The organism is Paraburkholderia caffeinilytica (genome assembly GCF_046030355.1).
GTDB lineage: Bacteria > Pseudomonadota > Gammaproteobacteria > Burkholderiales > Burkholderiaceae > Paraburkholderia > Paraburkholderia caffeinilytica_B.
This window is the reverse complement of record NZ_JAQQCQ010000003.1, coordinates 287,848-309,011: the sequence shown is the minus strand read 5'-3', so window position 1 is coordinate 309,011 and position 21,164 is coordinate 287,848. Positions and strand designations below refer to the sequence as shown.

The 21,164-nt window shown below is 62.8% G+C and carries 21 protein-coding genes; 14 read left to right on the top strand and 7 right to left on the bottom strand.

Annotated elements, in window-relative coordinates:
- Positions 1 to 163: 163 nt before the first annotated feature.
- Positions 164 to 847, bottom strand: a complete 684-nt coding sequence (locus PQQ95_RS06095; RefSeq protein ID WP_408435796.1) for a Pr6Pr family membrane protein — start codon at positions 845 to 847, stop codon at positions 164 to 166.
- A 244-nt stretch (positions 848 to 1,091) separates the two neighbouring features.
- On the opposite strand from PQQ95_RS06095, the gene PQQ95_RS06090 reads away from it, so the two are divergent.
- Together PQQ95_RS06090 and PQQ95_RS06085 are read left to right on the top strand one after the other, a co-directional pair.
- A complete protein-coding gene (locus PQQ95_RS06090) occupies positions 1,092 to 2,105 on the top strand; it encodes a hypothetical protein (RefSeq protein WP_408435794.1) in 1,014 nt (337 codons plus the stop codon).
- Between the two features lie 73 nt (positions 2,106 to 2,178).
- Positions 2,179 to 3,591, top strand: coding sequence for a DUF2252 domain-containing protein (locus tag PQQ95_RS06085; RefSeq protein ID WP_408435792.1), 1,413 nt, complete (start codon positions 2,179 to 2,181; stop codon positions 3,589 to 3,591).
- 100 nt (positions 3,592 to 3,691) lie between these two features.
- Here PQQ95_RS06085 and PQQ95_RS06080 read toward each other — a convergent pair whose 3' ends face one another.
- A complete protein-coding gene (locus tag PQQ95_RS06080) occupies positions 3,692 to 4,549 on the bottom strand; it encodes a polysaccharide deacetylase family protein (protein WP_408435791.1) in 858 nt (285 codons plus the stop codon).
- A 238-nt stretch (positions 4,550 to 4,787) separates the two neighbouring features.
- Here PQQ95_RS06080 and PQQ95_RS06075 point away from each other — a divergent pair, with 238 nt between their 5' ends.
- The 7 genes from PQQ95_RS06075 (at position 4,788) to PQQ95_RS06045 (ending at position 10,519) form a co-directional block, all read left to right on the top strand.
- The gene (locus tag PQQ95_RS06075) at positions 4,788 to 5,552 is read left to right on the top strand and encodes an SDR family oxidoreductase (protein ID WP_408435790.1); all 765 of its coding nucleotides are present in this window, start codon (positions 4,788 to 4,790) and stop codon (positions 5,550 to 5,552) included.
- A gap of 153 nt (positions 5,553 to 5,705) precedes the next feature.
- Entirely contained in the window at positions 5,706 to 5,945 is a 240-nt protein-coding gene (locus PQQ95_RS06070) for an oxidoreductase-like domain-containing protein (RefSeq protein ID WP_408435789.1), read from the top strand.
- Positions 5,946 to 5,994: 49 nt separating this feature from the next.
- On the top strand, positions 5,995 to 6,864 hold the full coding sequence (locus PQQ95_RS06065) for an NAD-dependent protein deacetylase (protein ID WP_408435787.1): 870 nt from the start codon (positions 5,995 to 5,997) through the stop codon (positions 6,862 to 6,864).
- 113 nt (positions 6,865 to 6,977) lie between these two features.
- A complete protein-coding gene (locus PQQ95_RS06060; protein WP_408435786.1) occupies positions 6,978 to 7,583 on the top strand; it encodes a pyridoxamine 5'-phosphate oxidase family protein in 606 nt (201 codons plus the stop codon).
- 12 nt (positions 7,584 to 7,595) lie between these two features.
- Positions 7,596 to 8,246 carry a DUF938 domain-containing protein gene (locus tag PQQ95_RS06055; RefSeq protein WP_408435784.1) on the top strand — a complete coding sequence of 217 codons (651 nt, stop codon included), beginning with the start codon at positions 7,596 to 7,598 and terminating at the stop codon, positions 8,244 to 8,246.
- 280 nt (positions 8,247 to 8,526) lie between these two features.
- On the top strand, positions 8,527 to 9,936 hold the full coding sequence (gene gnd / locus PQQ95_RS06050) for an NADP-dependent phosphogluconate dehydrogenase (protein WP_408435782.1): 1,410 nt from the start codon (positions 8,527 to 8,529) through the stop codon (positions 9,934 to 9,936).
- Positions 9,937 to 10,201: 265 nt separating this feature from the next.
- A complete protein-coding gene (locus tag PQQ95_RS06045) occupies positions 10,202 to 10,519 on the top strand; it encodes a DUF4148 domain-containing protein (RefSeq protein WP_408435781.1) in 318 nt (105 codons plus the stop codon).
- A gap of 186 nt (positions 10,520 to 10,705) precedes the next feature.
- On the opposite strand, the gene PQQ95_RS06040 is transcribed toward PQQ95_RS06045, so the two are convergent.
- Positions 10,706 to 11,458 carry a DUF2968 domain-containing protein gene (locus tag PQQ95_RS06040; RefSeq protein ID WP_408435780.1) on the bottom strand — a complete coding sequence of 251 codons (753 nt, stop codon included), beginning with the start codon at positions 11,456 to 11,458 and terminating at the stop codon, positions 10,706 to 10,708.
- A gap of 169 nt (positions 11,459 to 11,627) precedes the next feature.
- On the bottom strand, positions 11,628 to 11,948 hold the full coding sequence (locus PQQ95_RS06035; RefSeq protein ID WP_054041885.1) for a hypothetical protein: 321 nt from the start codon (positions 11,946 to 11,948) through the stop codon (positions 11,628 to 11,630).
- A gap of 248 nt (positions 11,949 to 12,196) precedes the next feature.
- Here PQQ95_RS06035 and PQQ95_RS06030 point away from each other — a divergent pair, with 248 nt between their 5' ends.
- The 4 genes from PQQ95_RS06030 to ltaE are packed head-to-tail and all read left to right on the top strand — an operon-like array spanning position 12,197 to position 14,531.
- On the top strand, positions 12,197 to 12,508 hold the full coding sequence (locus PQQ95_RS06030) for a cupin domain-containing protein (RefSeq protein ID WP_408436118.1): 312 nt from the start codon (positions 12,197 to 12,199) through the stop codon (positions 12,506 to 12,508).
- Positions 12,501 to 12,686: a hypothetical protein gene (locus PQQ95_RS06025; RefSeq protein ID WP_408435778.1), complete on the top strand. Its 186-nt coding sequence runs from the start codon at positions 12,501 to 12,503 to the stop codon at positions 12,684 to 12,686. The genes PQQ95_RS06030 and PQQ95_RS06025 overlap by 8 nt, the downstream gene beginning before the upstream one ends.
- Positions 12,687 to 12,709: 23 nt before the next feature.
- Complete coding sequence (locus tag PQQ95_RS06020; RefSeq protein WP_408435777.1) at positions 12,710 to 13,483, top strand: peptidoglycan DD-metalloendopeptidase family protein; 774 nt, start codon at positions 12,710 to 12,712, stop codon at positions 13,481 to 13,483.
- 40 nt (positions 13,484 to 13,523) lie between these two features.
- A complete protein-coding gene (ltaE, locus tag PQQ95_RS06015; protein WP_408435775.1) occupies positions 13,524 to 14,531 on the top strand; it encodes a low-specificity L-threonine aldolase in 1,008 nt (335 codons plus the stop codon).
- 177 nt (positions 14,532 to 14,708) lie between these two features.
- Here the strand turns inward: ltaE and PQQ95_RS06010 are convergent, their stop codons facing one another.
- On the bottom strand, positions 14,709 to 16,076 hold the full coding sequence (locus tag PQQ95_RS06010; RefSeq protein WP_408435773.1) for an MFS transporter: 1,368 nt from the start codon (positions 16,074 to 16,076) through the stop codon (positions 14,709 to 14,711).
- 727 nt (positions 16,077 to 16,803) lie between these two features.
- Here PQQ95_RS06010 and PQQ95_RS06005 point away from each other — a divergent pair.
- Complete coding sequence (locus tag PQQ95_RS06005) at positions 16,804 to 19,257, top strand: glycogen/starch/alpha-glucan phosphorylase (RefSeq protein WP_408435771.1); 2,454 nt, start codon at positions 16,804 to 16,806, stop codon at positions 19,255 to 19,257.
- A 94-nt stretch (positions 19,258 to 19,351) separates the two neighbouring features.
- On the opposite strand, the gene PQQ95_RS06000 is transcribed toward PQQ95_RS06005, so the two are convergent.
- The gene (locus tag PQQ95_RS06000; protein WP_408435769.1) at positions 19,352 to 20,467 is read right to left on the bottom strand and encodes a hypothetical protein; all 1,116 of its coding nucleotides are present in this window, start codon (positions 20,465 to 20,467) and stop codon (positions 19,352 to 19,354) included.
- Positions 20,468 to 20,755: 288 nt separating this feature from the next.
- Complete coding sequence (locus tag PQQ95_RS05995; protein ID WP_408435767.1) at positions 20,756 to 21,145, bottom strand: DUF6232 family protein; 390 nt, start codon at positions 21,143 to 21,145, stop codon at positions 20,756 to 20,758.
- Positions 21,146 to 21,164: the final 19 nt, after the last annotated feature.

Below are 21,164 nucleotides of genomic sequence, written 5' to 3'. Positions count from 1 at the left end.
TGGTGCATCTGGAATCTGTGTTCTCGCACATTCGGCGTGCGTGACAAAGGCGTCATTCTTCCGGCGGCGCTGCGCGCGCCGAGGAGTACTTCACAAACCATTGGTCATCTGGAGGAGCCTGTCTTCGTTGAGGTGCCTTGGTCCTGAAACGGTGTGCTTTTTGTTAGCGTCTGCGCCGGAAGTTAATCCCCACGAATATCGCCATTAACATCAAGAATCCGCCAAACAAGAGGGCAGAATTGACGACGACGTGCCTGACGCCAAGCACGTCGACGTTGATGAAAGGATAAGGGTAAAAGTCCGATAGGCTCCCGCGCCAGAACGTAATGGCAAGATAGGCAACGGGGTAGATCAGCCATAACAGACAATGCCGCAGCCACAAATGAAACCTCGGTACGAATAACACCCAGTAGAGTACCGTTAGCATCGGTAAGACGCTGTGCATCGATTCGTTGAGCAGCAGCCTGTACGCTGCAGGCGACCACATGCCGCGCAGAAGCAGGTTATAAGCGATTCCGACAAATGTCATGTAGACAACGACAGCGGTCACGACAGTGGGCCGCCGGAAAAAACGTACGATCGACAAACTGCGTCCGCGTAGCGCGACGCAGGTAAAACAGATCGCGCATGCCAATACCGTTAGATTGGTAAGGTAACTACTCATCCTTGCAATTCCATCAAGCACGCCAAGTCCTCGGGCTAGCGTGCGATCGATCGTCAGGTCGGCTTGGGCAGTGATGGAAATCCACGCAATGACAGCAATGATCGCCGCCAGCGTCACGGACGAAACGCTGGGCGTATGGAGCGGTAGCTCGGACTCGTTGTGTCGATGAGGGGCAGGGTGCATGCGAACGATTCTATACACCCTGCATTCGCATTGCAGCAAGTGCGACAAATCGCATGAGCGGAAACCGAAGCTGAAACTGACTGCCGCGCCAAAATGCATGGCGTAACATTTTTACCGGGTGGTCTGCTAGCATGGCAATCAATTCGTAACGACAGCCGGTTCCGGTGCTCGAAGCCGCCGTCCGGCTCCTCGTCGGATTATCAATTCCAGCAGCAACTGCAGCCCATCGGGAGATGCGAATAGCATGCGGAATCTGAATTTTGCGGCGAGTGGTAGGTTGGCGATCCAGGCGGCCTCCTGTATTGCTGGTCTCGGATTTCTGTTCACGTCCCACGCGGCTCACGCCCAGGAGTTTTCCCTATTCGGCGGCGGCTCGCGCGCGGGCAGCACGAACACCTACACGTGGGCGTTCAACTATCAGGAAGGGCTCGGGCAGTACTTTGCCGCGAGCTTCACGTGGCTCAATGAAGGGCACATTCCCGATCATCATCGCGATGGCCAGATGGTCCAGTTGTGGGCCCGTATTCCAGTCGGGAGTCCGCAGTTCGTTCTGCAGGCGGGTGTCGGCCCCTACCGTTACTTCGATACCACCACGGCCGTGCAAGGCGGAAGCTATTCGGACACGCATGGCTGGGGCGTGGTGTATAGCGTGCGCGCGGCGTACTACGCGTCGAGCCGGTGGATCACGCAGCTGCAGTTGAATCGTGTGCATGTGCAGCGCGGGCCGGATGCGACCAGTGTGATGTTCGGCGTCGGCTATCAGCTCGATGCCCCGGGCACGCCCGGTCCGCGGGATTGGGCAAGCGGCAGCACGCACAAGGTCACCAACAACGAAGTTGCGGTATATCTCGGCGAAACCATCGTCAATTCGACCAGCTCGCCGAGCGCGCTGGGTGGCGCGATCGAGTATCGGCACGGCCTCGCGAAATACCTCGACGTGACCCTCGGCTATCTTCACGAGGGCAGCAGCAAGGTGGCGCGCCGCGATGGCGTGACCAGTCAACTGTGGGCGACGCGCGCCTTCCTCAACGACAAGGTTTCGCTCGGGCTCGGACTCGGCGCTTACTATGCGATCAACGAAAACGAAAATAGCGCGTCGCCAGGACCGGGCGCGGGGAAGTTCTCCGGTCTCGTGACGATCGCGGGCGCGTATCGCCTGACCGATCACTGGGATGCGCGGCTCGAATGGAACCGTATCGTGACACGCTATGATCGTGATTCGGATGTGATTTTCGGCGGTGTGGGCTACCGTTGGTGATGGCTCACCGTGTCAGCAGAAGCAGTCTTCTTGAACCGATAGCAAGATTCACACAAAAAAACCGGAGAAGAGCATGAAAGCCAGCACCATCGCCGAACGGGAGGCCCGTGGCCGCGCCGCCCGTGAGCACTCGAAGCGTTCGAGCCATCGTACGATAGGCGAGTTGCATCGTAATCTGATCGAGTTGCTCAAGCAAAGCAGCGAGGGGCGCGTGACGAACCTGGTGCCGCTGCGCTATGGGCGCATGGCCGTCTCGCCGTTCACCTTCTTTCGCGGCACGGCGATCATTCAGGCCCACGATCTCAGCCGGATTCCCGACACCGGCCTCACCATGCCGATTTGCGGCGACGGCCATCTGATGAATTTCGGCGGCTTCGCGACGCCGGAGCGTCAACTCGTATTCGATCTGAACGACTTCGACGAAGTGGCGACGGGCCCCTTCGAATGGGATCTGAAACGCCTGACCGCGAGCCTCGTAGTCGCCGCGCGTCATATGCGCTTGAGTCGTGGCACGGCCGAGAGTCTGGTGATGACCGCCGTCACCGAATATCGCGACCGTATGACGCAATACGCGCAATGCGGCGCGCTCGAACTCTGGTACGACCGGATCACCTTCGATCTGATGGCCGAAACCGCATTGACACCGGAGCGCCGCCGCGCGGTGCGCCGCGGCATGGAGAAGGCGGCGAGCCGAACCCACGAAAGCCTGCTGGAGAAAATGGCCGACTACGACGGCAACCACTGGACGATCCGTGATGCGCCGCCGGCGCTATTCCACGTGCTAGGGGATAACACGCTGTTCACGCCGGAGGAAACCGAAGCATTCAGGGGCGCCAACTGGCGCAAGATGCTCGACCGCATGTGGGGTGAGTACCTGAAGACGATGTCGCACGACCGGCGCGAGTTGCTCGACCACTTCACCGTGCAGGACATCGCATTCAAAGTGGTGGGCGTGGGGAGCGTCGGCACGCGCTGTATGGTCGTGTTGAACACGGATCACATGGGCAAGCCATTGTTCCTGCAACTCAAGGAGGCGCGGCCTTCGGTGGTCGCCCAGTTCTACAAGTCGCCGACTGTCAAGCACGAGGGTGAGCGCGTCGTGCAGGGGCAGCGCATGTTGCAAGCCACGAGCGATATCTTCCTCGGTTGGGCGACGGGGCCGTTAGGGCGTCATTTCTACTTCCGGCAACTGCGTGACATGAAGCTGTCGGCGAACATCGAATTGTTCGACACGGACTTGCTGGACGGTTACGCGAGACTGTGCGGCTGGGTCATGGCGCGTGCGCATGCCAAGGCGAGTGGCCAGGCGATCGAGGTTAGCGCCTATATTGGCCGTGGCGACCAGTTCGCGGAATCGCTCGTCGGTTATGCCGCCAGCTACGCGGACCTGGTGGAGCGTGATTACGACGTGTTCCTGAAGGCTTGCCGCAGCGGCGAGCTCGAGGCGCGCTCGGACGAAGACATGGCGGCGGATTTCCGCGTGTAACAGTCAATTGCGCTTGGGCTGCGCTTGAATCACGTGAGCAATGTTTGCACGGCTCGCCGCGTGTCGACGCGGCGAGCCACATGAAGAGCGTGCTCGAAGTTCAGTCGTCGATACGTGCTTCGCGCAGCGTAACGAAGCGCAGGTGCTGGCGGCGCGCGGCGTCGATCACGCGCGGCAGAACGGCGAGTATCAACGGCTTGCCTTCGATGGTGAGCGCCGCATTGCCGTCGTGCAGCAACAGGATATCGCGCGGGGCAAGGCCGTCGAGCAGCCGGTGCGCGACCACCTGCGGATCGCGCTCGCGCGTGTCGTAGCCGCGCCGCGTCCACGCGGCGAGCCGCAAATCGAGTTTGCGCAATACGGGTTCGAGGAAGATGTTGCGCAATCCTGCGGGGGCGCGGAAGAACATCGGCCGCTCGCCGCTCAATGCCTCGAAGGTGCGTTGTGCCGCGTCGATTTCGCGCGTGAGCGCGCCCGGAAACGTGATCGAAAATGTGTGCACGTGAACTTGCGAATGGTTTTCCAGCGCATGGCCGCGTGCGACGATTTCGCGTGCGAGTTCGGGGTAGCGTTGCGCTTTCTCGCCGATACAGAAGAAGGTGGCGCGCACCTTGAAGGCGTCGAGCAGATCCAGCACCTGTGGCGTGACGACCGGATCGGGACCGTCGTCGATGGTGAGTGCGATCACGTCCGTGTTGCGTGCGCCGGCGGGCAGGCGCGTCCAGTTCGGACCCAGCAGCGAGGTGCGCGGCAACAGCCCGGCTACCGTAAAAATTGCATGATTCGCGAAGATCGCGCAGAGCCACCACGGCCACGCGGCGGGCATCAGCAGCCATCCGGCCAGCACGAATACGTGCCATGCGGCGGTGGCCTTGAGCATCGCGGGATAGCCGGTATGCGGCCAGCGGCGCTGCGGCGCCGCCTCATTGCCTTGCGGCGGCGTGAAAAGTTTGTTCATCAAGCGTGCTTCCTGTCTTCCTTCCTCCGTCCTGGGAAGGCCCTGAATCGCGCGCATGGCGCGCAACAGCAAACGATACCATTGATGCGCCGCTCGACGTGGACGCGGACGGGAACGGCAAATAATGAAAGCACGCTGAAAGACGCTATGTTTCGCGATGGACGCGCCGTTGCATTTGTGGTGGGCGATGCGCTGTTGTATGGTGCTAAGGCCAAAGAAACGGAGCGGGAGGGGTGTTGTGACAGGAACGGGAGTCAGGAAAGTCGCGCTGGTGACGGGCGCGGGTAGCGGCATCGGCCGGGCCTGCGCGCTCAGGATGCTTGAACACGGTTACAGCGTCGTACTTGCCGGCCGTCGCCCGGCGCCGCTCGACGCCGTGGTCGAAGAAGCGCAACAACGGGGTGGCGACGCGCTGGCCGTGACCTGCGACGTGACGGACGCCGACAGCGTCGCCGTGCTGTTCGAGACGATTCGCGCGCGGCACGGTCGGCTCGACGTGCTGTTCAACAACGCGGGCCGCAACGGCTCACCGGTGGATATCGATCAAATCGACGTCGACGAATGGCACGCTGTGGTCGATACCAATCTTACCGGCGTGTTTCTCTGCACACGGGCCGCTTTCGGTCTGATGAAAACGCAGACGCCGCGGGGCGGCCGCATCATCAACAATGGCTCGATTTCCGCGCATGCGCCGAGGCCGAACAGCATTGCCTATACGGCGACCAAGCACGCGATCACCGGCATCACCAAAGCGGTTTCACTCGACGGCCGCAAATACGACATCGTGTGCGGGCAGATCGACATCGGCAATGCCGCGACGGACATGGCCGAGCGCATGGCGCGCGGCGTGCCGCAGGCGAACGGCGAAATCGCGGTCGAGCCGCTGATGGACGTGCAGCACGTCGCCGACGCGGTGTTGCATATGGCCGAATTGCCGTTGTCGGCGAATGTGCAGTTCATGACCATCATGGCGAGCAAGATGCCGTTCGTCGGCCGGGGCTGAGGGCGGCGCTGGGTGGAAAGAAAGGGACGCCCCAAGGCGTGGAGTGAAGGCACGCGTTCATATCGCGAGTTGACGCCTCCCGCCGTTGCCGCACGCGTCGCGGAAGATCAACTTATACTGAGCGCTTCCCGCCTTCTGGAAAAGCGATTCGCCGTGCCCCGCGCCATACCCGACGACGACCCGCAGCCTATGCCGCCGGTGCAGCCCGACCTCGACGATTGCTGTCACAGTGGCTGCAATCCCTGTATCTTCGATCTCTACGATGAAGCGCTCGAGCGCTATCAGTCAGCGCTCACCGCATGGCAGGCGCGGCAGGCGGCGCTGAAAACGCAAACGGCGCCGACGGTGCGAACGGCGCAAACGCGGCAGAGCAAACCGCGCACGCGCCGCTGAACGGCGTTTCGAGTCTTACGCCTCCGTCGCAGCTCTACCTGTCCCCGTCATGACCGACCTTCAGCCCGCAAACATCGAACCCATCGACGAATCGCACACGCTGGACGATCTGCATACCTTCGTGCAGCGTTATCCGCGTCTGTTCGTGCTGACCGGCGCGGGCATCAGCACCGACTCCGGTATTCCAGGCTATCGCGACGACAACGGCGAATGGAAACGTTCGCCGCCGATCACGCTGCAGGAATTTCTTGGCACCGCCGCGATGCGCCGGCGCTATTGGGCGCGCAGCATGGTGGGCTGGCCGGTGGTGGCCGACGCGCAGCCCAATGCCGCGCATACGGCGTTGGCCCGGCTCGAGGCGGCGGGCCATGTGCCGACGCTCGTCACGCAGAACGTCGACGGTTTGCATCAGCGGGCCGGCAGCCGCGCGGTGATCGAACTGCATGGCGGCATCGGCGGCGTGACGTGTCTGGACTGCGGCATGCAGCATTCTCGCGCGTCGATCCAGCAGACGCTCGAAGCCGACAATCCCGCGCTGCTGAACGTGACCGCCGAAACCGCCGCCGATGGCGACGCGCATCTGGAATGGCACGATCTCGACGCTTTCCGCATTCCGGCGTGCACGAATTGCGGCGGTTTGCTGAAGCCCGCGGTGGTGTTCTTCGGCGAAAGCGTGCCGCGCGAGCGTGTCGAAGCGGCTTCGCATGCGCTCGACGCGGCGGACGCGGTGCTGGTGGTCGGCTCGTCGCTGATGGTCTATTCGGGCTACCGCTTCTGCGTGTGGGCGCAGAAGCAGGGCAAGCCGATCGTCGCGATCAATCTGGGGCGCACGCGCGCCGATCCGCTGCTGTCGCTGAAAATCGCCGCGTCCTGTGCCGACACGCTGACTGCGCTGGCAGGTCGTCTGGCACTGGATTGAGCACGCCGCCGCCATGGCGCGCGGCTCGCGTAAATCGCCGATAATCCCAATCCCAGGCAGCGCCGCGCCGACGAAAAGCAACCGCCACGCAAAAGCACCACAAAGGACCACCGATGTTGACGACGATCGAGCAGCTCGAAGCAATCTACGGTCAGCCCCACGATCGCGCCGTGAAGAAAGAGATTCCCTACGTCAACGAAGACTATCGCGCGTTTATCGAAGTCGCCCCGTTCGTGGTGCTCGCCACCGCCGGTCCCGAAGGTCTCGACTGTTCACCGCGCGGCGACTCGCCGGGCTTTGTGCGCGTGATCGACGAACGCACGCTCGCGCTGCCGGACCGTATCGGCAACAATCGCATCGACAGTCTGCGCAATATCATCGCCGAGCCGCATCTCGCGCTGCTGTTCATCATTCCGGGCGTCGGTGAAAGTTTGCGCGTGAACGGCCGCGGCCGCATTTCCAACGACCCGGAATGGCTGGACAGTTTTGCCGTCGAAGGTAAACTGCCGCGCACCGTGCTGCTGATCGACGTCGACGCGGTGTACTTTCATTGCTCGAAGGCGCTGGTGCGCTCGAAACTGTGGGATCCCGCGCATCATGTCGAACGTTCGCGCCTGCCGAGTGCCGGCGAGATCCACCGGCGCATCAACGGCGCGAGTTTCGATGCCGCTACTTACGACCGTGAACTCGCTGAACGCGTGCGCACGACCCTGTACTGAAACAACGTGAACATGACTGATTCCCATCCGGCGCTGCGGCAACATTCGCCTTCGGCCGAACGCAATCGCGATCCGATCCTTGCTGTATTGCGTGAGGTATTGCCGGCCACCGGCCGCGTGCTGGAAATCGCGAGCGGCACGGGCCAGCACGCTGTCTGCTTTGCCCGCGCGTTACCCGGGCTCGACTGGCAGCCGAGCGATCCCGATGCGGATGCGCGGGCGTCGATTGCGGCGTGGGTCGCGCATGAAGGGCTGGCGAACGTGCGCGCACCGCTCGCGCTCGATGTGCATCAGCCGGATTGGGGCGCAAATACAGTCGATCCGCTCGATCCGCTCGACGCCGTGGTCTGTATCAACATGATTCACATCTCGCCATGGAGCGCGACGCAAGCGCTGTTCGCCGGCGCGAGCCGCCGACTTGCCGACGGCGGTGTACTGTATCTGTACGGTCCTTACAAACGCGGCGGCGCGCAAACCTCGCCGAGCAACGATGCGTTCGATCAACAATTGCGCAGCCGCGACCCGGCGTGGGGCGTGCGTGACATGGAAGCCGTGGTAGCGTTGGGCGCATCGGTCGGACTCGTGTGCGACGAGCCGATCGCGATGCCGGCTAACAATTTCAGTCTGGTTTTCAGGAAACGCCTGGACGCGGCGCGAGTCTGAGAGACAGCCGGTTACGCGCGGTGCCTGAGTCGCGTCGTGCGGCGCGTGATGGGGTGCGCAGGGTGGTGCGTCGTGCGGTCCGCCATCAAGCGCATCACCGGGCGCCGCGTAAAGCCTCTCGTGAGGCACGCACGCGGTGGAATGCCCGCTCGCTGAGTTGAGTGTCAATGCGCGCCAACGAGCGGCAAGCCCGCATTTCTTTTATCCTTTCACCCTCGACGTCCCGCCGACGTACTTTCCGGCGCGGCGTCCCGACATTTTTGGACTCTGGAGAATTCACATGGGCAAACAGGCAATCGGCGTGGTGGGGCTGGCGGTCATGGGTCGCAATCTGGCGCTCAACATCGAAAGCCGCGGCCACGCGGTGTCGGTGTACAACCGTAGCCGCGAGAAAACCGATGAACTCATCGCCGAATATCCGGACAAGAAGCTGGTGCCGGCCTTCACGCTGGAAGACTTCGTGGCGTCGCTGGAAAAACCGCGCCGCATTCTGCTGATGGTCAAGGCAGGCGAGCCGACCGACGCCACCATCGAGCAACTCAAGCCGCTGCTGGACAAGGGCGACATTCTGATCGACGGCGGCAATACGCATTTCACCGACACCATCCGCCGCAATCAGGAACTGGCAAAAGCAGGCCTGCATTTCATCGGCACGGGCGTGTCGGGCGGTGAAGAGGGCGCCTTGAAAGGCCCCTCGATCATGCCGGGCGGCCAGCGCGATGCTTATGACCTGGTTGCGCCGATCCTCACCGAAATCGCCGCCAAGGCGCCGGACGGCGAGCCGTGCGTCGCCTACATGGGACCGGACGGCGCGGGCCACTTCGTAAAAATGGTGCACAACGGCATCGAATACGGTGACATGCAGTTGATCGCCGAGAGCTACGCGGTGCTCAAACAGGTGGTGGGTCTGTCGAACGAGGAACTGGCCAAGGTCTATACCGAATGGAACGAAGGCGAACTCGACAGCTATCTGATCGAAATCACCTCGAAGATTTTCAGGAAGAAAGACGAAGAAACCGGCAAGGATCTGGTCGACGTGATCCTCGACCGCGCGGCGCAGAAGGGCACGGGCAAGTGGACCAGCCAGAACGCGCTCGACTTGGGTGCACCGCTGCCGCTGATTACGGAAGCCGTGTTCGCGCGTGTGCTGTCGTCGCTGAAAGTTCAGCGCGTGGCGGCGAGCAAGGTGCTGGAAGGGCCGGCGGCCAAGCCGCTTGGCGCCGAGCGTGACGCGTTTATCGAATCGGTGCGCCGTGCGCTGTACTTCAGCAAGGTGATTTCGTACGCGCAAGGTTTCGCGCAATTGCGCGCGGCATCGGAAGAGTACAAGTGGGATCTGGATTACGGCACGATCGCGAAGATTTTCCGCGCCGGCTGTATCATCCGCGCCCGCTTCCTGCAGAAGATCACCGACGCCTATACGAAAGACAAGGCCATCGCCAATCTGCTGCTCGATCCGTACTTCCGCGACATCGCGAAGAATTATCAGTCGGCGTTGCGCGAAGTGGTGATCGCCGCGATCAATGCGGGTGTGCCGGTGCCGGCATTCGCGTCCGCAGTGGCGTATTTCGACGCGTATCGTTCGGAACGCCTGCCGGCGAACCTGGTGCAGGCACAACGCGATTTCTTCGGCGCGCATACGTTCGAGCGTATCGACAAGCCGGGCAGCTTCCACGCGAACTGGAGCTGAGCGTTTGAACGGCGGTTCGGCGCGCGCTTGCCGTCAGGCGCGCCGGGCCGCGCGAGCGATTGAAATCGAGATAAAGGATTATTGCTGATAGCTATCGGACAGATAGCGTGGCCGCGCGCCAGGTCGTCTACTATTGCGAAATTCGAAATAGAGTTTCGTCGTTTTAGGGGTTTCCCCTAGATGTTGACGCTCCTAAACTTCTACTTAAGCGCTACGGGACAACGAGCCCAAAGCGCATTAAATACAAGTTCTGGAGGTTTACATCATGAAGACTCTTATCTCTGCTGTTGTCGTCGCTGCCGCTCTGGTCGCTCCTGTCGCCTCGTTTGCTCAATCGAACCAGCCGGTTACCCGCGCTGAAGTGCGCGCTCAACTGGTGCAACTCGAAAAGGCGGGTTACAACCCGGTTGGCGATCACGCCGATTACCCGGCTAACCTGCAGGCTGCACAAGCCCGCGTCGATGCCCAGAACGGCACCGCTCAAGCTGTGAACAGCGGCTACGGCGCACCGATCGCAGGCACTTCGCAATCCGGCCGCCCGGTGTCCAGCAACGACCGTAACTCGGTTTACTTCGGCAACTAATTTCGTCGAAGTTGATGGAAGGGCCGCCTGGTTGACAGGCGGCACGTAATAAAAAACGCCGACCGGATTACCGGGCGGCGTTTTGTCGTTTACGGTTCTCGTCGGGTTGTCGCTATCAGTTCGATTTCAGAACGTGATCCAACGACTCAGCGATCCAGCGACTCAGGGATCCAATGATCCAACGACTCAGCGATTCGGCAAATGCGGAATCCCTTCGTTGCTGGTCAGATTGAGCTGATGAATCTGCCGATGCGCCTTGTTCAGATGCGCCTGAGCGGCCACGCGCTGCGCCTCCAGTTGCGACACCTCCTTGCGTACCTGATGTTGCCGGTTCGATACCGTTTGTTCCTGCGCGCCGCGCCGCTGCAGATCCGTGCGCAGCCGTTCGGCCTGCGCTTCGGAGCGCGCGATCATGCGCGCAAGCTGTTCGTTTTGCGCCTCGAGTTGCGCACGGCGCGTTTCGCCTTCCGAGAGCCGGGTCGCCTGTTCCTCGAAGTGATGGAAGGCCGCCTCCGCGGCCTCGAGGTCGGCGGCTTTGAGCGCGTGCCACAGCGAACCGTCCTGATATAGCGCGACGTAATACGCCAGTTCCTTCGCGTGGAACAGCAGGCTGACCGAATAGGCGAAGCTGCGGAACACGCGGAATGGCGTCAGCGCTTCTTCTTCGGCGAGCCATTCGAGTTCGGCGGTGTCGGCCATCTGCACGCCGCGCGCGCTGACTTGCGAGGGCACCACCGGGACCGGCCGTAACGTCGTCACCGGCCGCGCCGGCTCGGCGGATGCACCTGCGGTGACACCGGGCGTGACGCCGGTCGCCGCGTTCAGCGCGGCTTCCTCGCGATCGTCGGGCGCGACGGGATCGGCGGCGTTCTCTCGCGCGACCTGCACGAGATGCGATGGGCCTGCCAGCACGCTACGGCGGTTCAGGAGACTTTTCACGGCGGTTCCTCCGGTTGACTCGTCCGGAATCTTCAGATGGCGTCGACAGTCAAGCATGCCGGACAATCTGGCGATTCGGACGGTGAGCGAAAACTGGCGGACCGGCGGTGCTAGCGGTTGAGCACCGGGGGTGCGCGGCAGTGCGGATACGTTTTCCGCGAGCGCAGCTTTAATGCAGGGTGCGATGCCGGCGGCCTATTTCATCGAACAGCGCGCGGCTCGGTTCGAGGGCAAGCAACCAGGATTCGTCGTAACCGCTGAGATTGTCGAGCGCCTCGCGCAGCCGTTCGATCGCCAGGGCCGGAATTTCGACGCTGGCTTCGACGCCGCTCGACAGTCCCGCGATGCTGGCCAGCTGGACCAGCGCGTCGGCGGCTTCGGCGACGTCTGCCGCGAAAACCAGATGGGTGTTCAGCAACTCGACCAAACCGGGCGACGCCGCAACATCGTCGACGTTGAGTTGCACGGCCAGAAACGTGGCTTTGTTCATCCTCAACTCCTCGCAGGATCCAGGCGTTTGCTTACGGTGCGTTGCGGCAGCATGACTGAGTATAGGCGAGGGTTGAAAGGATTCAATAGTCACACGAATTCGCAGGCGCGGCCGCGTCCTGCCGGCCGCGCGTGCCGCAACACCTATAATGGGGGCGGTCGAAACGCATGATCCTGGCGGACCGGGCGGTTCGGTATGCGACACGGATCGAGCGCCGACAGCGTCTGTTCCTCAATCCACTATTCACCATGAAGATCATTCGCAGCAGGAGCTTTACCGCGACGCGCCCGTGGGGCGCGCTCGATATCGCCAACATGGGCGGTATTACGACGCGCCTGCATTGGACCGATCAGCCGTACAAGTGGCACGTCAACGACGGCGAGGAGGTGTTCGCCGTGCTCGACGGCCGCGTGGAGATGCGCTACCGCGAAGGTGGCGTCGAGCAGTCGGCGATTCTGGAAACGGGCGATGTGTTCTACGCGTCGGTGGGCACCGAACACGTTGCGCATCCGATCGGCGTGGCGCGCATTCTGGTGGTCGAGGCCGAGGGCAGTGTCTGACGGTTTCCTGGTGCATGCCGTTGTCGAAGCCGAAGCCACAACCGTAGCCAAGGCTGACGCCGATGCGAATGGCGAAGCCGAAGCCGAAGCCGATGCGCACGGCGGCATAATGGGCACGCACCCTGGCGCCCGTACCCACCGGCACGGCGAATGCTTGGGGCTGATTGAATCCGATTGAATCAACGTGTCGAGGAAAGTCACATGACAAGACAATGGCAATTCACGGCGACCCGGTTGCTGATCTCGGCGGCGCTCGGCGTGATGTTCAGCGGTTGTACGTCGATGCCGTGGGAAAGCACGCCGTTCTACAGCAGCGCGCCGTCCCACCCGACTACCCTGGCCACGGTCCCTGTGCCGGCTGGTTACTACCGTGCCAATCCGGGTGACACGCTGGCGGGCATCGCCTCGGCGTACGGCCGCAAGCCGCAGGAGATTGCGGCATGGAACGGCCTCGCATCGAATTCGGCGGTCAACCCAGGGCAGGTGTTGCGAGTGGCGCCGCCGATGGCGTCGGGCAGCGTCGTCACGCCGCCGGTCAATGTTGCCGGTCAGAATGGTTCGGCCACGACGCCTGGCGCGCCCGGTGCGGCTGGCGTGCCGCAGCAAGGCGTATTGTTGTGGCCACTGCGCGGTCCTGTGCTGAAAGCCTTTGCGCCGGGCAAGTCGAACGGTATCGTGATCGGCGGCCACGCGGGTGATCCGGTCAAGGCCGCCGCCACCGGCCGGGTGGTTTACGCCGGCACGGGGATCGAGGCGTACGGTCCGCTCATCATCATCAAGCACGACGACTCGCTGATTACCGCCTACGGGCAGAACAGCACACTGCTGGTCAAGGAAGGCGACGCGGTCGCGCAAGGCCAAACCATCGGCGAAGTCGGCGTGGATAGCCGGGGCGTCGCGTCGATCCAGTTCGAGGTCCGCCAGAACGGCCAGCCGGTCGACCCGCTTGCGTGGCTGCCGAAGTCGGGCGGATGATGTCATCCACATACCAACAGGGACACACAAGGTTCTCACCATGATCGATTTGCGCAGCGATACCGTAACCCGTCCGACCCCGGCCATGCTCGCGGCGATGTCGGCCGCCGAAGTGGGCGACGACGTCTGGGGCGACGACCCCACCGTGCTGCGCCTGCAAGCCACTGTCGCGGAACGTGCCGGCAAGGAAGCCGGCCTGTTTTTCCCGAGCGGCACGCAAAGCAATCTGGCCGCGTTGATGGCGCATTGCGCACGCGGCGACGAATACATCGTCGGCCAGCTGGCGCATACCTATAAGTACGAAGGCGGCGGCGCGGCGGTGCTCGGCAGCATTCAGCCGCAGCCGCTCGAGAATGCCGCCGACGGTTCGATTCCGCTCGAGAAGATCGCCGCCGCGATCAAGCCGATCGACAACCACTTCGCGCGCACGCGGCTGCTGGCGCTGGAAAACACCATTGGCGGCAAGGTGCTGCCGGCGGGTTACGTGGCTGAGGCGGTGCAGCTGGCGCGTCAGCACGGCTTGTCGGCTCACCTCGACGGCGCGCGGGTCTACAACGCGGCGGTCGCGTCGGGCAAGCCGGTCGCGGCGCTGTGCGAACCGTTCGACTCGGTCTCGCTCTGTTTTTCGAAGGGCCTGGGCGCACCGGTCGGTTCGGTATTGGTCGGCAGCCAGGCGCTGGTCGACGTGGCGCATCGCTGGCGCAAAGTGCTGGGCGGCGGGATGCGCCAGGCCGGCGTGCTGGCGGCAGCCTGCCTGTATGCGCTGGATCACAACGTCGAACGTCTCGCCGACGATCACGCGCACGCTGCGCATCTGGCGGCCGGTCTGGAAGCGATCGAGCACGTCAAGGTGCAGTCGATCGCGACCAACATGGTGTTCGCACAGTTTCCGCAGCAGCATTGCGCGCCGCTCGAAGCGTGGTTGAAGGAGCGCGGCATCCTTACGCAGATGCTGTATGCGTCGCGATTTGTCACGCATAAGGATGTGTCGCGCGCGGATATCGACACGTTTATCGCCGCAGTGAAGGGGTATTTCGCCGCGCATTGATCGATGGTCAGGCGGGATGGAAGACTGGCTTGAATAGCGTTGCTTGAGCGCGGGCCGGCCAGAATGCCTGAATAGAAACTAGAAACACCTGGCCAGAAATGGCGGTATCGAAACAGCCATGATTCAACGGCGATAGGGAAAAAACGGCCGCACCGCCACAGCAGTGCGCCCGTTTCGTTATTCCGTCGACGCTTTCGCGTGTATGCCCGCGCGATGCGACGGGGCGAACAGCCGCAGTCCGCTCGCGAGGCTCGCCGCGCCGGCAAAGAAGGCGCCGGCGCCGAGCGCGAGTGTCGGTCCATGCCGGCCGGCGATGCCGAAGCTCAGCGCCACCAGCGCCGCGCCCGTGGTCTGCCCAAGCAGCCGGGCAGTCGCGACGATGCCGCTGGCGCCGCCGCTGCGTTCGGGCGGCGCGCTCGCCATCAATGCCTTCAGGTTGGGCGACTGGAAGAAGCCGAAGCCCGCGCCGCAAATCGCCATCCGGATGCCGATGTCGAGTACATGCGGATGCACCGGCAACAACGCCAAAGACGCCATCCCCGCCGACATCACCGCAAGACCGATTGCGCCGAGCAAGCCCGGCGGATAGCGGTCGGACAGACTGCCCGCCAGCGGCGCGGCCAATGCCACCACCACGGGCCACGGCGTCATCAGGAAGCCGGTCTCGACCTGGCTGCGATGCAGCACGTCCTCGAAGTAGAAAGGCAGCGACACGAACGCCAGCCCTTGCGCGGCGAACGAACACACCGCGGTCACCGCCGACAACGCAAACACCGGCCGCCTGAACAGATCGACCGGCAGCATCGGTGCCGGGTGGCCGGCTTCACGGCGAATCAGCAGCACGCCGAACACCACGGCAATCGCGGCCGCGCTCAGCACCAGTTGTGTCGAGGCGCGCTGGGCCGCCTCGCCGAGCGCGAAGATCAGCGCGGCGAAGGTGATCACGTTGAGGAGCGCCGCGATCGGGTCGAAGTTGTGTTTGCCGCGCTCGGTGTGCGGCAGCGCGGGCCACGCGAAAGCCAGCGCCAGCAGACCGAGCGGCACGTTGACCGCGAACAGCCACGGCCACGCGGCAACCGACAGAATCAGCGACGCTACCGTCGGCCCGACCGCGAACGACACGCCGACGATCAGCGCGTTGGTGCCGAGGCCGCGCCCGAGCCGATGCGGCGGATACAGATAGCGGATCAGGGCCGTATTGACGCTCATGATCGCGCTCGCACCGAGGCCTTGCAGCACGCGCGCGGCGGCCAGCATCGGCAGTGTCGGAGCGAGCGAGCACGCTAATGACGCCAGCGTGAACAGTGCGATGCCGCTGATATAAATCCTGCGATGCCCGACGATGTCGCCGAGTGCGGCAAGCGGCAGCAGCGTCGCGACCATCGCGAGCTGGTAGGCGTTGATGATCCATACCGACGCCGCGGGCGCGGCGTGCAGATCCGCGGCGATAGCGGGCAGGGCGGTATTGGCGATGGCGGTATCGAGCGTGGCGAGCGCGACCGCGAGCATGATCGCGGCCATCGCGCGGCGGTTGGCTGCGGTCATCGGGCCGTCCGCGGGAAAGGGCTGAGCGGTTGTGGCGCTGGGTTTGTCGGACAAGGCGTGGCTCGTCGGGTTATGCATGCCGCAGCGCCGGGCGCGTCGGAGGGACGGCGCGGCGCGCGAGCGGCAGGGTTGTGTGGCGTGAAGCGCGCGGGGCCAGAATCCAGCGGTCAGGGCGGCGCGCGCAGCGAATGAAGTGATTGTTACAGAGACGTGGAAATCGTGCTGGGAGGCGAACAGGGCGGAGACGCTTGGTCGGACGTTGGTAATGCAACTAACGGTCAAGTCCGGGTTGCATCTTCGAATCCGTGCGGCCCCACCTTGTCGCACCCTTTCCCCACAACCGTTCAGCAGATGAGGCGCGCCGATTTTAACCACGCGTCGAACCGGTCAACACATTCATCGCCAGGTCACACATCGAAAAAGATAATCGTGTTGTCTTTCTCATGCAGGCGTCTTTCGCCGCTCGCCACCGTTTGCCTGTTTTGTGAGCCGATGCACGCGCACAGTGCCGCGCCCAGGCTGCCTGCACCGCATCCGTGCGCAAAACCCGCGAAGCGGCGTACGGAGGCGGGCATGGCATGTGCGTGAACATCCGCTCGCGCTCGCCGATGTCCGCGCGCCGTAAAATGTCGTACTCTGTTTGTTAACCCGCCTGACCGGCACGCGCCTCCCGTCCGTCATCTATGCGGTTCGCGTATGTCGCGTCGTTTTTTCCCCGGAGGCTTCGATGACAGCCGTCGATCTGGAATTCGACCAGCTCAACAGTACCGTCGACGCGCTACGGCGCTCAATTTCCAATCGCATGATGTACGGCGTCGGCAAGGACGCCGTCACCGCTCACCCCCACGACTGGTTGCATGCTGCGGCGCTTGCCGTGCGCGACCGGCTGGTCGCGCGCTGGATGAAGACCACGCGCCTGCAATACGAACAGGACGTCAAACGCGTCTACTACCTGTCGATGGAATTCCTGATCGGCCGCACGTTTACGAACGCGTTGCTCGCGCTCGGCATCCACGATCAGATGAAGGAAGCGCTCGCGAGTCTCGGCGTCGACATGGAGACGTTGGTCAATATCGAGCCGGACGCGGCGCTGGGCAACGGCGGTCTCGGGCGGCTCGCGGCCTGTTTTCTCGATTCGATGGCAACGCTCGGTATTCCGGGCTTCGGCTATGGCATTCGCTACGAGTACGGCATGTTCCGCCAGGAGATCGTCGACGGCGAGCAGGTCGAAGCGCCGGACTACTGGTTGCGCGCGGGCAATCCGTGGGAGTTTCCGCGGCCCGAGATCAAGTACATGGTGCACTTCGGCGGGCGTACGGTGCAGCGCGGCGAGCATGTCGAATGGATCGACACCGAGCACGTGAACGCCACCGCGTACGACACCGTCATTCCGGGTTATGCGACGGACGCGACCAATACGCTGCGGCTTTGGTCTGCGCGCGCCACCGAAGAACTCGATCTCGGCGCGTTCAATCGGGGCGACTACCGCAACGCGGTCGATACGAAGAACATGTCGGAGAACGTCTCGCGCCTGCTATATCCGGACGATTCGACGCCGGCCGGCCGCGAATTGCGGCTGCGGCAGGAATACTTCTTCGTCTCGGCGACCATGCAGGATCTGATTCGCCGCTATCAGCGCACGCACAGCACGTTTGGCCGCTTCTCCGAAAAGGTGGCGGTGCATCTGAACGACACACACCCGGTGCTGGCGATTCCGGAGCTGATGCGTTTGCTGGTGGATGTGCACCATCAGCCGTGGGACAAGGCGTGGCATCACGTCACGAAGATCTTCTCGTACACGAACCACACCTTGATGCCCGAAGCGCTCGAAACGTGGGATGTCGAGATGCTCGCGCGCCTGTTGCCGCGGCATCTGGAGATCATCTTCGAGATCAATGCGGGCTTTCTCAAGCATGTCAGCGAACAATCGGGACATGACGGCGAGATGATCCGCCGCATTTCGCTGGTCGACGAATATGGCCAGCGGCGTGTGCGTATGGCGTATCTCGCGATTGTCGCGAGTCACAAGGTGAATGGCGTATCGAAGCTGCATTCGCAACTGATGACGCGCGATATTTTCGCCGACTTCGCGCATATCTATCCCGACCGTTTCACCAACGTCACCAACGGCATCACGCCGCGGCGCTGGCTGGCGCAGGCGAGTCCGTCGCTGTCGTCGCTGATCGATCAGCAGATCGGCAAACAGTGGCGCAGCAATCTGTTCGAGCTGGAACAACTTCGCAATCTGCGCAACGACAGCGCGTTCATCGACGCCTTTCATGAAGCGAAGCGGCAGAACAAACTGCGGCTCGTGCATCGGCTCGCGCATCACACCAAACTGCACTTCGATCCCGAGGCGTTGTTCGACCTTCAGGTCAAACGCATTCATGAATACAAGCGGCAGTTGCTGAACGTACTGCACGTGATCGTGCGCTACAACCAGATTCGAGCGAATCCGGAGCGTGATTGGGTGCCGCGTGTGGTGATGTTCGCCGGCAAGGCCGCGTCCGCGTATCGCATGGCGAAGACGATCATCAAGCTGATCGGCGACGTCAGCGAGAAAATCAATCACGATCCGTTGATCGGCGATCGTCTCAAGGTGGTGTTCGTGCCGAACTACGGCGTGAGCGTGGCCGAGTTGATCATTCCGGCGGCCGATCTGTCCGAGCAGATTTCAATGGCCGGCACCGAGGCGTCGGGCACCGGCAACATGAAGCTCGCGTTGAACGGCGCGTTGACAATCGGCACGATGGACGGCGCCAACATTGAGATCTGCGACGCCGTGGGGCGCGACAACATCTTCATCTTCGGCCACACCGCTGACGAAGTGGACAACCTGCGCGCGACCGGCTACCGGCCGCGGCAAGTGTACGAGGAGAATCCGGAACTGCGCATGGCGCTCGACCAGATTCGCACAGGCTACTTCTCGCCGGATGATCCGCTGCGCTTCTCGGATATTTTCCACACGTTGGTGGATTGGGGCGATCACTATATGGTGCTCGCCGATTTCGCCGCGTTTGCGAAAGCGCAGGACGAGGTGGATGCGCGTTTCGTCGACAAGCGCGCGTGGACTGAGAGCGCGATCGAGAACGTTGCGGGCATGGGGCAGTTTTCGTCGGATCGCACCATCGGCGAATATGCGCGCAACATCTGGCACGTGAATCCGCTTAGTATGGAATGACGCAGGCACGTTCGTGTGTCGCGTTTGCTCAAATTCCAATGAAAAAGGCCGTGCGAAAAATTTCGTACGGCCTTTGTTTATCGATCGATGACGCTCACGGGGCGAATCGTTCGCTCTCCTGCGCGGCACGCAATCCGAACTGCGCATGCGGAAAATCGAACAGCACATCGATGTTCTGCATGGCCATCAAACCGACCACGATGCGGTTCGCGTCCGGCTTTGCCTTGACGATCGTGACCTGCGCGGTCTCGTAACGGTGCACCCACGGTCCGCTGCCGATGGCCGTTTCATAGTTGCCCTGATCGAGCACATTGCCGACCTCGCCGTCACCGGTCCAGTTGGGCGCTTTGTCCGTTTCGATGCGGATCATGCCGGTGCTGCCGGTTGCAAATACCAGCGGCGCGCAGAAGTTCATCTTGCCGCCCACATTCACGCAACCGCGCGGCCATTGTGCCGTGCCGTCTTGCGACACCGTCATCGGCACCATCGTGTAGTCCTTCGTGATGGCGTTCGAGGGGCTCAACACCATGTACGGTTTCGCGAAGTTCGCATGCACCAGATAGCGCTGGCCGATATTGCCGGGCAAGGCGCGCAACGGCTGGGTGCAACAGCTATCGTCCGGCTGCGCGGCGCCGACGCCGACGATGCCGGAAAACGCCCAGCCGAATTCACCGCTGTAGCCGTCCATGCCGACACACTTCCGCGCGTTCGGCAGGCAACGCACGACGTCCACCGCTTGGGCTGCGATTGGCGTGGGTGAGGTGCCGGCGAGGCTGAACGGCACCTTCACGGCTGAGCCGAGAATCTCCACGCCGTTCGCGAACGACAACGACGTCACGCCGCCCGCGCTTGCATAGCCCGAACCGGGCAGCACCGACTTCAACACTCGCGCGCCTTGCGTTCCCGTGTCGAGCGCCATGTAAACCGGCTTGCCGTCGAGCTGAACCGGCAAGCCGAGGCGTGCGTGATCTTCATCGGCACGCTCCACGTGCAGCGGAATCAACAGACCGTCGTTGCCGCCGTTGATCAGCGCGGCACTGGGGGCGGGCGGTGTGGGGGTGGGGAAGGTGGTGGTGCAGCCGGTCAGCGCGTTGAGCGCACCGGCGGCGATCAATGCCGCTGCGGCCGAACGGCGAAATTGATCACAGAAATGAAGACGGAAATGAAGACAGACACGCCGGCGCGCGGCATCGAGAGACGACAGGAACATAGGATCACGCTTTGCAAAAAGGCGGGTCCCTGGCGTAGGCGATGCATCGTGAGCGGCGGGTTGGATAACTCGAACAGCACTGGCGGCAATCTCACTGGATTGCCGCGGCGTGGGCGGGGAAGCCGGGACGCTTGCGGGGGCCTGCGGGAGGGAACACGCGATAACAGGAGCGGCGACTCTACACGGCCACCCGCGGGCAGTTGCAAAGATGTGTAAAGGTTTGGGGTGGCCGGGAAGGTGCCCGTGCAAGCATTGATCTATGTCAATCGATGTGCGACTGGCGACCGCTCAAGCCTTCGGTGCCGCAGCGGCGGCCTTCGCCTCGTGCACGGCCGCGCCGACGCGCTCGACGAAGTCGCGATCGGTGCTCATGAGCGCTTCACGCAGGCCATTCGCCGTCTGCACCATCAGACGATGCGTGACGTCCTGGGTGGCCCACGTGAGCCAGCCGACCACGATCAGCATCGTGCCGCACACCATGCCGACAGGCGAGCGGAACACCCCGCCGACAATAGCGCCGACGAATCCAAGCAGCGAGATTGCGCGCGGCAGCGCCTTGTTTTTCGGCACGGTGACGACTTGCACGTCGACGATGTCGCGCAGCGGAAAGACCTGGCCGGCCGATGAGAGTGCGTTACGCGTGACGGACACGCCGCGATCGTTGAAGGGGTTTTCCATTGAGTCGAATGCAATCGGT

What these genes read in the sequence shown, in the direction of transcription:
- PQQ95_RS06090 (WP_408435794.1), top strand. Translation starts at nt 1,092, where the DNA reads ATGCGGAATCTGAATTTTGCGGCGAGTGGTAGGTTGGCGATCCAGGCG.
- PQQ95_RS06010 (WP_408435773.1), bottom strand. Translation starts at nt 16,076, where the DNA reads ATGACCGCAGCCAACCGCCGCGCGATGGCCGCGATCATGCTCGCGGTC.
- PQQ95_RS06085 (WP_408435792.1), top strand. Translation starts at nt 2,179, where the DNA reads ATGAAAGCCAGCACCATCGCCGAACGGGAGGCCCGTGGCCGCGCCGCC.
- PQQ95_RS05995 (WP_408435767.1), bottom strand. Translation starts at nt 21,145, where the DNA reads ATGGAAAACCCCTTCAACGATCGCGGCGTGTCCGTCACGCGTAACGCA.
- PQQ95_RS06065 (WP_408435787.1), top strand. Translation starts at nt 5,995, where the DNA reads ATGACCGACCTTCAGCCCGCAAACATCGAACCCATCGACGAATCGCAC.
- PQQ95_RS06060 (WP_408435786.1), top strand. Translation starts at nt 6,978, where the DNA reads ATGTTGACGACGATCGAGCAGCTCGAAGCAATCTACGGTCAGCCCCAC.
- PQQ95_RS06000 (WP_408435769.1), bottom strand. Translation starts at nt 20,467, where the DNA reads ATGTTCCTGTCGTCTCTCGATGCCGCGCGCCGGCGTGTCTGTCTTCAT.
- PQQ95_RS06035 (WP_054041885.1), bottom strand. Translation starts at nt 11,948, where the DNA reads ATGAACAAAGCCACGTTTCTGGCCGTGCAACTCAACGTCGACGATGTT.
- gnd (WP_408435782.1), top strand. Translation starts at nt 8,527, where the DNA reads ATGGGCAAACAGGCAATCGGCGTGGTGGGGCTGGCGGTCATGGGTCGC.
- PQQ95_RS06055 (WP_408435784.1), top strand. Translation starts at nt 7,596, where the DNA reads ATGACTGATTCCCATCCGGCGCTGCGGCAACATTCGCCTTCGGCCGAA.
- PQQ95_RS06045 (WP_408435781.1), top strand. Translation starts at nt 10,202, where the DNA reads ATGAAGACTCTTATCTCTGCTGTTGTCGTCGCTGCCGCTCTGGTCGCT.
- PQQ95_RS06020 (WP_408435777.1), top strand. Translation starts at nt 12,710, where the DNA reads ATGACAAGACAATGGCAATTCACGGCGACCCGGTTGCTGATCTCGGCG.
- ltaE (WP_408435775.1), top strand. Translation starts at nt 13,524, where the DNA reads ATGATCGATTTGCGCAGCGATACCGTAACCCGTCCGACCCCGGCCATG.
- PQQ95_RS06080 (WP_408435791.1), bottom strand. Translation starts at nt 4,549, where the DNA reads ATGAACAAACTTTTCACGCCGCCGCAAGGCAATGAGGCGGCGCCGCAG.
- PQQ95_RS06095 (WP_408435796.1), bottom strand. Translation starts at nt 847, where the DNA reads ATGCACCCTGCCCCTCATCGACACAACGAGTCCGAGCTACCGCTCCAT.
- PQQ95_RS06030 (WP_408436118.1), top strand. Translation starts at nt 12,197, where the DNA reads ATGAAGATCATTCGCAGCAGGAGCTTTACCGCGACGCGCCCGTGGGGC.
- PQQ95_RS06005 (WP_408435771.1), top strand. Translation starts at nt 16,804, where the DNA reads ATGACAGCCGTCGATCTGGAATTCGACCAGCTCAACAGTACCGTCGAC.